This window comes from Pseudomonas sp. 06C 126, assembly GCF_001855215.1.
Taxonomy (GTDB): domain Bacteria; phylum Pseudomonadota; class Gammaproteobacteria; order Pseudomonadales; family Pseudomonadaceae; genus Aquipseudomonas; species Aquipseudomonas proteolytica.
Genome location: NZ_MIFU01000107.1, coordinates 17,044 through 27,522, shown reverse-complemented (window position 1 = coordinate 27,522; position 10,479 = coordinate 17,044). Strand labels below are relative to the sequence as shown.

Below are 10,479 nucleotides of genomic sequence, written 5' to 3'. Positions count from 1 at the left end.
GTCATGTCGTAACTGACCTCGGCCCTATACGGACTGCGCCCCTGGAGAATCTCGTCAAGCTCCCCAAGGCGCTGTGCCACACAGCCCTGTTTAAGATTCCTGCCATCTTGGCTGATGTTAGGTGTGCCGCTGCAATAGCAAATTGCCGAGCACAGTACTTTCCTGTCTTGGGGAGCGAGCTTCGGCTTCAGGATGCCCACGGGGTTGGTCGTGCCTTCGGGGCTCATGCCCCCCTGAGACAGGCCGGGTTGATCATTCATGCTTCGTCGCCCGGCACCAGGCCAATATAGATAGCCTGCGACGTATCGTGGTTAACCCACGATGTCATGCCTTCGCCATTGGTGGTGTCGAGCATGCTCCAGCCAGCACTCGACCAAACCTTTACCTTGCGGCCACCAATAGGTAGGCCGGTTTCCTGATCTATGAGTTGAAAGCGCCCGGAGTAAGGGGCTGTAGCGCTGCTCAATGGCGCAAGGGGGGTGAACGGGGACGGTGTGAATCTGTCACCGATGAACACGGTTCCCGACCCACCGATGATCACGTTGCCATGTTCACCGATGCTGCCGAGCGTTGCCGCAGGTTTTCCGTTGATGAAAACCGTCGATGACACGCCAGTGCTAATCCGGCTTGCGCAAGCAGATACATCACCTTGGCGTGCTGCGGGCAAGCCATCGAAAAAGACGTCAGGGGAACCTTCGATTATAGGGTGGGTGCCATGCCCCGACATTGGGCATGCCGTAGGGTCCGTAACGCGGGCGGCGGGTTTTCCACTCATATGGCTTTTCCAACAGGAGACAATGTGCGCCTGTTGATAACCGTTTTTTTCGCCTCCCTCTATCATCTAACTCAGTTTGAGAAGTCGGAAATTTCCCAACTTCAGACCGAGCTATCCTGTGGAAGATGTATTGATGAACTAACCAGCCGGTATATCCCTCCCAGCCCTCAGCAGCAGATTCAACTCATCCATTACTTGCGCCCAATCCGCATCTTCCAGAATTTCTTCACGCAAAAACGCCTGTTGGCTATCCGTCCAGAAAAACGCATCTTCAAGTTTCAACTCCGCCTTGAGCGGCGAATGCACGGCAACAAAACGCTCAATGCTGAGGGCGTCATCGGGCAACCCAAGCTGTTTGAACAATGACGGCAGACTGTGAACAGGCGATTCCATGACAACTCCAAAACCAGGTAATTGCCCACAGTCTAGACCGATAAAACTCAGCGAATGGCTGCCACCGGTGCAACATCTTGCAATGTTCACGCTATCATCTTCACCTTTGCCCAGCGGCATTCGCGGACTCCCGGAATAAGGACAATTCATGCGCATCGGTCTTCTGTCATCCCTGGCCCTGGCACTGTGTGCCGGCGTTTCCCTGCAGGCCCAGGCCAGTGGCGACGACTCCTGCTACCCCGACTGGCGCGTCTCCCAGGATTCGCTGACCGCCTGTAGCAACATGCCTTTTCTGAGCCCCGGCAATGACAGCCGGACCAACCTGCGCCTATTGCTCGCGGCGAAAAAGAACGCGCCCCTGACCCCCAATGCACTGGGCGAAGATGACCTGGCCCAGGGCTTTGGCCCGGTCCCGTTCCCGGTGTATCGCCTGGTGCCCCGCCCTCCCGAGGGGCAGGCGCCTGAGGAACAAGGCGCGGAGCTTGCGCAGCTGCTGGCCTCGCTGGGCATCCAGCGCGAGGCCACGGCAGCGGCAGGCGATCAGTTTTTGTGGGGCGAAGGCAGCCGCTGTCGCAGCAACAATGTGCAGAGCGCCACCGAATTTGTACGCCAAGTGATCAAGGCCGATGTGCCGACGAATGAGCGGGTGCTGCTGGCCAATGCACGCCTGAAATTGCTTGGCACCTGCGACTGGCAGGGCGAAGTGCTGCTCGAACCCCAGTTGATTGCATCCACCCAGGGCCGTGAACTGACCACCTACCTGCTTGCCGCTGCCGACTTTTACAGCGGGCGCTTTGTGTATGCCGAGCGTGGGTTTGCCGCCGTCACCGTGACCACGTTGCCATGGCTGAAGGAAACGGCGGTGTACATGATCGCCCGCGCGTCGCTCAACCATGCCCAGGAAAACGCCTTCGATGAATACGGCCTGCCCCAGCGCCAGGCTGTGGATAAGTTGGCCCTGGATGAAGCCGAGCACAGTTTTCTCAGCTACCTGAAGACTTATCCACAGGGCGACTACGCGGCCTCCGCTCGCGGCCTGCTGCGTCGGGTCCATTGGCTGGCCGGCGATGCGGCCAAGCTGGCCGACGACTACGCCTGGCAACTGACCGAGGCCAGCGATGCCGAGCGCAATGGGTCTATCGATGAACTGGTGGAAGAAACCGACAACAAGCTGCTGACCAGCTACGCCGAGACCATCCGCAACCCGCTGTTGCTGGCGATCAACGATCTGATGTGGATGCGCGCCAACAACCCGCCCAAGCTGACCCGCGCCACCCTCGACGCCCAGAAGGCTGCATTTGCCAACGAGCCGGCGTTGTACGACTACCTGCAGGCGGCGTTTGCCCTGTATGTCGAGCACCAGCCGGACACGGCGCTGAAACATCTGCCACCAGCGCTGCCAGCGAGCCTGGATTACTTGGCATTCAGCCAGCAAACCCTGCGCGGCCTGGCCCTGGAAGCCAAGAACGACTGGAAAGGCGCAGAAACGCTGTGGCTGCAACTGCTGCCACTGGCCAAGCAACCGTTGCAGCGCGAGCAACTGGAATTGGCCCTGGCGATGAACTACGAACGCAGCAGCCAATTGGCCAAGGTGTTCGCCGCCGACTCGCCGATCCAGACTGCGCAAGTGCGCTATATCCTGCTACGCAGCGTCGCCGGCCCCGAGTTGCTGCGCCAGCAGATCAGCCAGGCCAGCGACCCGCTTGAGCGCCGTACCGCGCAATTTGTATTGCTTTACAAAGACCTGTTGCGCGGCCAGTTCGCGACTTTTGCCGAGGATTTGCAGCAACTGCCGGCCTCGCCCGCCGCAGATAAAATCGGCACTAGCCTGGGCTATGTGTACGACGGTGGCCAGGCGCTGACCTTGTTCCGCTGGAGCGGCGACAAGGCGCCGTCCGGCTACACCTGCCCGACCATCGCGCAAACCGCCAGCACCTTGCAAAACGACGCGAAAAACCCACACGCCCTCAACTGCCTGGGTGAGTTCATCCTGCGCAACGGCCTGGACGGCATGCCCCTGGAAGAGGCGCGCTCGGCCGGCAGCCTGGGCAGTACCGCATCGGGTTTCAGCGGTGAAACCTTCTCGCGGCTCGATGGCTACAAACAGGTGATCGCCAACCCCAAGGCGCCCCGGGACGACAAGGCTTATGCGCTATTCCGGGCGATCAACTGCTATGCACCTTCAGGCTATAACAGCTGCGGTGGCGAAGACGTCGACAAAGCGGTGCGCAAAGGCTGGTTCCGCCAGTTGAAAACCGGGTTTGCCGACACGCAGTGGGGCAAGTCGCTGCAGTACTACTGGTGAAAAACCTGTGGCTAGGCTTGCTGCTGTTGGCGAGCCCGGCCTTCGCCACCGTCGACGCCCACGACTATGACGCTTTCTGGTTGTGGAGCGGCGTCGCCCCACAGCCGGTGCTCAAGCAGGCCAAGACCCTGTACATCCTCCAGGGCCAGATCAACTCGACCCGCCGCCAACCCAGCCTTGGCGTGCAGTTCATCGCCCAGGGCATGAGCGTGCCGCGCATCCGCCAGGGTGAGGTGTGGGTGGTCTACCGCGCCCACACCCTGCGTTGGCCAGAGCCGGTCTACACGAAATTGCTCGGGCAGGTGCAACGTTGGCGTGCAGCGGGTAACCCGGTGGTGGGCATCCAGATCGACTTCGATGCCCGCACCCAATACCTGCACGAATACGCCGACTTCCTCAAGGACCTGCGCCAGCGCCTGCCAAGGGATTTGCGCCTGAGCATCACCGGCCTGATGGACTGGAGCAGCAACGCCGACCCGGCCGCCATCGCCCAGCTCAACGGCGTAGTGGATGAAGTGGTGGTGCAGACCTACCAGGGGCGCCATAGCATCCCGGACTACGCGGCGTACCTGCCACGGATGAACCGGCTGGGGCTGCCGTTCAAGATCGGCTTGATCCAGGGCGGGGATTGGCAGGAGCCGGAGTATTTGCAGGAGAGTGAGTGGTTTCGCGGGTATGTGGTGTTTTTGCAGAATCCACCAGATCCTTGACACCTGCGCAAAATCCATGCAATAGATTGTCCACAGTCCATGGACAGTGGACGGAGAGGACTGGATCAAAATGAAAAGTCAAGACATCGTAATCCTCTTTAAGTTGATCAGCCTAAACCTCCAAGCCGAAGGAGAGCGGGTCAAAAAGCGCAATTTCACTGTGAATCTTGATCTTGAAGAGGCCATGGATCTGGTGCCGATTGATTCCCAGGATTATCTGGATCGCTTCCTTGACCTGCGCATGCAGGGGAATATCGAAAAAATCGACCTCTCACAGGGCCAGCATTGGGAGGGATGGGAAGATATTGATGAGGATTCGATCGCACCGAATATGGAAAGCTATTCCGTACGAGCGCTCGCAGCTTCGCTGGCGTTAAGTAAAAGTGAGGTTTCCAACTCACTGAATCGCTGCCGTGACATTGGCCTTATTCATGCAGACCGCCTGAGCGGCCAGCCGATTGTCAGGGCCGTGGCTCTTCTGGACTTTGTAAAATATGGTGTGCGTTATGTGTTCCCTGCCAAGCCAGGTCCTATCGTGCGAGGCATCCCCACAGCATTTGCCGCTCCGATTATGGCCGGCAAAGTCATGACTGGCGGCGACCTCATTCCCGTATGGCCAGACGCTTACGGAAAGAACAAAGGTCAGGAAATCACCCCCTTGTATAAAACGGTTCCTGGAGCCGTGAAAAAAGACGAACTGCTTTATCATTTTCTAGCTCTCGTAGACGCCATTCGTATTGGAGGCCCGCGAGAAACCAAGGTCGCAGATGCCATGCTGCGAGAGTGGATCCTGTGAACTCAACCAAAGCAATGATGCTGCTGATGCTTGAAGAGGTCGCCCAAGCGCTGGGCGAAGAGCTGAGGAGCCAGGTGGCCTTTGTCGGGGGATGTACAACCGTCCTGCTGATCACCGATGAATACACTCAAGAATCAATTCGCGGCACCGACGATGTGGACCTGGTCATTCAACTGAGCAGCACTGGCGAGTGGTATCGACTGGAAGAAAGACTCAAATCCCAAGGTTTCAAGAACACCGGCCAGGACACTGTCACCTGTCGCTTGCGATTAGGTGCCCTGAAGGTGGACTTCATGCCGACTGACGAAAAGGTACTGGGCTTCTCCAATGCCTGGTTCGTGGGAGGTCTGGAGAATGCCATCAATCACCAACTGCCAAATGGCACTTGGATCAAGGTGTTTGCGGCACCCTGGTTTCTTGCGGCGAAGCTGCAGGCGTATCAGGGTCGGGGTCATGGCGATGTGCTGATGTCCAACGATATTGAAGACATCGTTGCCCTGCTGGATGGCCGCGAAGAACTGCTTGAGGAAACAAAACCGGCGCCTGCTGCATTGCGGCGCTTCGTCAGCGAACAACTCGCCGCATTGCTGAGCTTCACAGCCTTCCATGATGTCATCCAGAGCACGGCCCAAAACGCCGAGCGCGAATCGCTGATTCACGAGCGCATCAATAAGCTGATTGCAGATGGGACATACGCTTGAATCTACATTCGAGCGCCACCCGACAAGGAACCGGAAGAACAGAAAACCGCGATGTCACAGGCTCTGCGTACAACAGCGGCACGTACCTCTACGTGATAGCAGACGGCACCTCCAGGCCCGACAGTAACAAGTTGGCAACAGCTCTGACTTGCGGCCTTCTCAAGTCTTTTTCCAACGCAAGGCCATCAAGCTTATCTTGCCTCGACACAGCCCTTGAATTAACGCTGTCCTCACTCAGCGCAATACGCTCAACACTCTGCCCTGAATACCCCTTTGCATCAGCCAGTTACCTCGTTTTACTGGTGCTTGGCGATACTGCTATTTCAATACATGCAGGGGACTGTTGCCTGGGATTGATTGATAAAGAAAAAAACCTGAAGTGGCTGACAGCGCCCCACTGCGGCCCCAACTGGAAGGGGAACCTGAGCCACGCCTTCATCGCCAACAGCCCGGCCCGCAAAACGCTGCTCAACTGCATGAGCCACCGCAGGCCACATGAGCCACAGGTTCAATCCTTGAGAGTTCTGCCTGACACCCGATGGATTTTGGCTACCGACGGTTTTTGGGCCGAACTCTCTCCCACACACCAGTTCAAGGCGATAGAAAACTCCAGTCTTGAAGGCTACCCAGGTGAGGATGATTGCACCTTTATGCTGCTACCTTAGAGGCGGCGCATCCTTCAAGTGCTGAATGACACGCCGCTATCGCCGGCAATCCGGCTCCTACAGGGTTGTGCCTTACCAGTCGTAGGTCAGGCTCGAGACCACCGTGCGGCCTTCGCCGTAGTAGCAGTCCAGGTCACTGGTGCACTGCGACACATAGGTTTTATTGGCAAGGTTCTGCACATTCATCGCCAGCTTCACGCCTTTGAGCTTGAGGGGCGAGGCGCCCAGGTCGTAGCTCAGGCTGGCATCGTAGACGGTGTAGGACGGCACCGTGAAGGCGCCGGCAAAATAGTCACCCATGCTGCTGCGCGAGTAGCGGGCACCCAGGCCTGCGCCGAGGCCGGCCAGGGGGCTGTCGCCGATCACCGTGTAGTTGACCCACAACGCCGCCGTCAGGGGTGAGATGCCCGCCGGGTGGCGGCCTTCGCGACCTTCGTCGTCCTTGGTGTACTTGATGTCGTTGCGCGCGGCCGAAGCGACCACATCCCAAGCGTCGCTCAGCACCGCCTTGGCTTCGAACTCGACGCCGCGCGAACGCATGGCCCCGCTCTGGCTGCTGACGTAGCTGAGCGGATTGGCCGTCAGGATATTTTCCTGGTCCAGTTGGTAGACCGAGACCTGCACAAAACTTTCCTGGCCCGGCGGCTGGTACTTCACGCCGACCTCATACTGGTTGCCGGTGGACGGGTCGAAGGGCTTCTTGTTGGCATCGAGGCCGGACAGCGGCAGGAAGGATTCCGAGTAGCTGATAAACGGCGCCAGGCCGTTATCGAACAGGTATACCAGGCCCGCGCGCCCCGTGAATGCCTGGTCCTTGCTGCTGGTGCGGTCGCCGCTCAGCGGCACCTTGTTGACCACGTTGGCCCAGTCATAACGCCCGCCCAGCACCAGCGCCCACTTGTCCCACTTGATCTGGTCCTGCACATACAGGCCGGTCTGGGTGATGGTGTTGTCCCAGCGGTACGGCTGGCCAAAATTCAGCGGCTGGCCGTAGACCGGCGTGAACAGGTCGATGATCGGCGGATTGCGGTCGTAGAGGCCGAGGAACTTGGAATTGAAATGGTAGTAGTCCAGGCCCACGATCAGGGTGTGGGAGAACTCGCCAGTGTTGAACTCGGCCTGGGCGATGTTATCCACGCCGATGACTTTGTTGTTCTGCCGCCAATCCACACCAAAGCGCTGCAGGTAGCGTTGATCCATGGCGCCGGTGGCCGGGTTGGCGACAAATCGATAGCCGTGCAACGGCGCCACGTAGCGGTCGTCCACTTCGGCATAGCGCGCGTTTTGCTTGAGGGTCCAGGTGTCGTTCAAACGATGGGACAACTCGTAGCCGAAGGCGACCTGTTCGCGGTTGTATTTGTTGACGCCTGGCTCACCGATAAACAGATCACGGTCGATCTTGCCGTTCGGGTTTTTCCAGATCGTCCCGGAGGCCGGCAGCCCCTGGGCTTCGGGCACGCCCTTGTCTTTCTGATATTGGGCGAAGAGGGTCAGGCTGGTGTCGTCATTGGGTCGCCACGTCAGGCTGGGCGCGATGAATTGGCGCTTGTTTTCGAAGTAGTCGATCTCGCCCTGTTCGTCCTTGAGTCGTCCAGTAAGGCGATAGAAGAATTGGCCTTGGTCATCCAACGGGCCACTGAGGTCGAGGGCCGCGCTCTTGTGCTCGTAGGTGCCGGCTTCGAGCACCACCTGGCGCACCGGCGTCTCGCTGGGGCGCTTGCTGACCATATTGACGATGCCGCCCGGCTGGTTGTGCCCGTACAGCACCGATGCCGGGCCCTTGAGCACTTCGATGCGCTCCAGGGAATAGGGCTCGATCTGCAACGCACCGCCGGTACTGCCACCGCCGTACGGCAAGTGCAGGCCGTCGAGGTACAGGGGCGTTGGCGAGAAACCACGGGAGGTCGGCTCATCGAACAGCTTTACCCGGTCGGAAAAACCACCGGCGCTCATGCCTGGGGTGTAGAGCAACGCCTGGGTCACGCTTTGCGCACCGCGCGCCTTGATTTCGGCGGCGGTGATGACGTTGATGGTCTGGGGGATTTCCACCAGTGCCGCATCGGTCTTGCTGCCCGTGGCGCTACGCGTGGCGACGATGCCGTCGACCGGGCCCCAGGCGTTCTCCTGGGCCTGCTGGGCGCTGATCCGCGTCGCGCCCAATTGCACCGAGCCGTCCCCCGAAATCGCCTGCACCGACCAGCCACCCGCGGATTGCATCGCCACCAGGCCGCTGCCCGCCAACAACTGCTCCAATCCAGGCCCGGTGGCATAGCGACCTTGCAAGCCAGGGCTGCGTTTGCCAGAAGTCAGTGCCGCGTCCACCGAGAGCAAAATCCCCGAGGCGCTGGCGAAACGGTTCAACGCCTGGTCCAGGCTGCCGGCGGGGATGTTGTATTGGCGCAAGGCTTCGCCGGCGCTCTCCTGGGCCTGAACCATGGTCGGGACGACCGGTACAGTCGCCAGCACACTGATAAACAGGCCACGGCGCAGGGCGCGGGCCAGAGGTTGGATTGGGTGGTGCGGCATTGCAGGACTCCCCCGTGAGAACGCTTCTTGATTGGCTTTCAAGAGGTATCCCGCACGGGATTGGAAAACCGACAAAAGAAAATCAGATTTTTTTCAAAGACCCTGTAGGAGCCGGCTTGCCGGCGATGGCGGTGTGTCAGGCCCTGGGTTTGATGGTGACCCAGTAACGGGTCACCGCCTGTGCCTGCACCGGTAGCGAGCGCTCCAGCGCTGCGAGGATGGCGTCGGTGTCATTCAGGGGAAATACGCCCGTCAGCAACAGGCCCGACACCGATTCATCGCAACGCAAAACCCCTGGCCGATAGCGGCTCAGTTCAGCGACAAAGCGCCCTAGCGGCTGGCGCTCGGCGATCAGGCGATTCTGGGTCCAACTGCTGGCGTTGGCATCCAGCGCGGTCACCGCCGAGGTCTGGGTTGCGCTGAACCACAGGCTGTCCCCCGCGTTCATCAGCACTGGCACCCCCTGCACCGGGCGCACCTGCACGCGCCCTTCATACAGATCAACGCGGCTACCGTCGTCCAGTTCGCGCACGGCAAACCGGGTGCCCAGGGCCTGGATATCGCCGGCGGCGGTCTCGACGATCAACGGGCGGGATGGGTCGTGGCCGCTGGTCAAAAGGATCTCGCCACGAATCAGGCGGATGCGCCGCTCAGTGGCACTGAAGCGCAGGTCGATGGCGCTGTCGCTGTTGAGGTCCAGGTGGGTGCCGTCGCTCAAGGTCAGGTGGCGAATCTCGCCGGTAGCGGTGCGATGCTCGGCAAAGGCCGCCTGCCAGGGCTGACTGCCCTGGACCCAATAACCGCTGCCACCGGCCACCAGCAGCAACCCGAGCAGTTTCAACGCGGCCCGACGCTGGGGGTCTGGCGCGTCGCGCAACACCGCACGGGCGCTGTCGGCGGGCGCGCCGCCCAAGGTCTGCTGTAACTGCTGCAAACGCTGCCAGGCGCGGCGATGCTCCGGGTCGGCAGCCTGCCAATGGGCAAAGGCTTGGCGCTGGGCCCCGTCGAATTCGCCGCCCCATTGCAGCATTAACCACTCGCTGGCCTGCTCGACCACAGCCGGGGCAATCGGCGCGTCATGGCGGGCTCTCATTCTTCGTAGGCCACCTGGTAGCAGGCGATGATCGCGCGGGTCATGTACTTCTGCACCGAGCTGATCGTCACCCCCAGGCGTTCGGCGATCTGCGCGTAGGTCAGGCCTTCGAACTGCGACAACAGGAACGCGCGGCGCACGTTCTCGGGCATGCGGTCGAGCATGGCGTCGATCTGCATCAGGGTTTCGAGGATCAGGGCGCGGGTCTCCAGTGACGGCGACTGCGGCTCGGGCAAGTGCGCGATGCTTTCCAGATAGGCGCGCTCAATGCGCAGGCGCCGCCATTGGTCGATCACCAGGTTGCGCGCGATCTGCGTCAGGTAGCTGCGGCTTTCCTTGGCCCCGGGAAAACGCCCGGACACCAACAGGCGCAGGAACGTGTCCTGGGCCACATCGGCGGCGTGCTCACGGTCGCCCAGGCGCTTGCGCAGCCAGCCTTGCAGCCAGCCATGATGGTCGCGGTACAGGAGATGAAGCTGTTGCTGGCCGTCAGTCGCGGTGTCCATGAATCGCTC

The 10,479-nt window shown here is 60.3% G+C and carries 10 protein-coding genes and 1 pseudogene; 5 read left to right on the top strand and 6 right to left on the bottom strand.

The window, feature by feature from the left end; genetic code table 11:
• From BHC62_RS28730 to BHC62_RS20730, 3 genes and pseudogenes are all read right to left on the bottom strand, one after another.
• A pseudogene (locus BHC62_RS28730) lies at positions 1–260 on the bottom strand (VRR-NUC domain-containing protein); the annotation flags it as partial.
• On the bottom strand, positions 257–775 hold the full coding sequence (locus BHC62_RS20735) for a PAAR domain-containing protein (RefSeq protein WP_070995978.1): 519 nt from the start codon (positions 773–775) through the stop codon (positions 257–259). The pseudogene BHC62_RS28730 and the gene BHC62_RS20735, both read right to left, overlap by 4 nt.
• 138 nt (positions 776–913) lie before the next feature.
• Positions 914–1,168 carry a DUF2789 domain-containing protein gene (locus tag BHC62_RS20730; RefSeq protein WP_070995977.1) on the bottom strand — a complete coding sequence of 85 codons (255 nt, stop codon included), beginning with the start codon at positions 1,166–1,168 and terminating at the stop codon, positions 914–916.
• 148 nt (positions 1,169–1,316) lie between these two features.
• Here BHC62_RS20730 and BHC62_RS20725 point away from each other — a divergent pair, with 148 nt between their 5' ends.
• The 5 genes from BHC62_RS20725 (at position 1,317) to BHC62_RS27520 (ending at position 6,345) form a co-directional block, all read left to right on the top strand.
• A complete protein-coding gene (locus tag BHC62_RS20725) occupies positions 1,317–3,473 on the top strand; it encodes an outer membrane assembly lipoprotein YfiO (protein WP_070995976.1) in 2,157 nt (718 codons plus the stop codon).
• Positions 3,470–4,183, top strand: coding sequence for a DUF3142 domain-containing protein (locus BHC62_RS20720; protein ID WP_070995975.1), 714 nt, complete (start codon positions 3,470–3,472; stop codon positions 4,181–4,183). Before BHC62_RS20725 ends, BHC62_RS20720 begins: the two co-directional genes overlap by 4 nt.
• A 70-nt stretch (positions 4,184–4,253) precedes the next feature.
• Entirely contained in the window at positions 4,254–4,979 is a 726-nt protein-coding gene (locus BHC62_RS20715) for a hypothetical protein (RefSeq protein ID WP_029298802.1), read from the top strand.
• A complete protein-coding gene (locus BHC62_RS20710) occupies positions 4,976–5,680 on the top strand; it encodes a hypothetical protein (protein WP_237150399.1) in 705 nt (234 codons plus the stop codon). The genes BHC62_RS20715 and BHC62_RS20710 overlap by 4 nt, the downstream gene beginning before the upstream one ends.
• On the top strand, positions 5,677–6,345 hold the full coding sequence (locus BHC62_RS27520; protein ID WP_071610052.1) for a serine/threonine protein phosphatase: 669 nt from the start codon (positions 5,677–5,679) through the stop codon (positions 6,343–6,345). Before BHC62_RS20710 ends, BHC62_RS27520 begins: the two co-directional genes overlap by 4 nt.
• 72 nt (positions 6,346–6,417) lie before the next feature.
• On the opposite strand, the gene BHC62_RS20700 is transcribed toward BHC62_RS27520, so the two are convergent.
• From BHC62_RS20700 to BHC62_RS20690, 3 genes are all read right to left on the bottom strand, one after another.
• Positions 6,418–8,871, bottom strand: a complete 2,454-nt coding sequence (locus BHC62_RS20700; protein WP_070995973.1) for a TonB-dependent siderophore receptor — start codon at positions 8,869–8,871, stop codon at positions 6,418–6,420.
• A 136-nt stretch (positions 8,872–9,007) separates the two neighbouring features.
• Positions 9,008–9,964 (bottom strand): FecR domain-containing protein, encoded by a 957-nt coding sequence (locus BHC62_RS20695; RefSeq protein WP_070995972.1) that lies wholly within the window; start codon positions 9,962–9,964, stop codon positions 9,008–9,010.
• Positions 9,961–10,470 (bottom strand): sigma-70 family RNA polymerase sigma factor, encoded by a 510-nt coding sequence (locus BHC62_RS20690; RefSeq protein ID WP_029298794.1) that lies wholly within the window; start codon positions 10,468–10,470, stop codon positions 9,961–9,963. Before BHC62_RS20690 ends, BHC62_RS20695 begins: the two co-directional genes overlap by 4 nt.
• Positions 10,471–10,479: the final 9 nt, after the last annotated feature.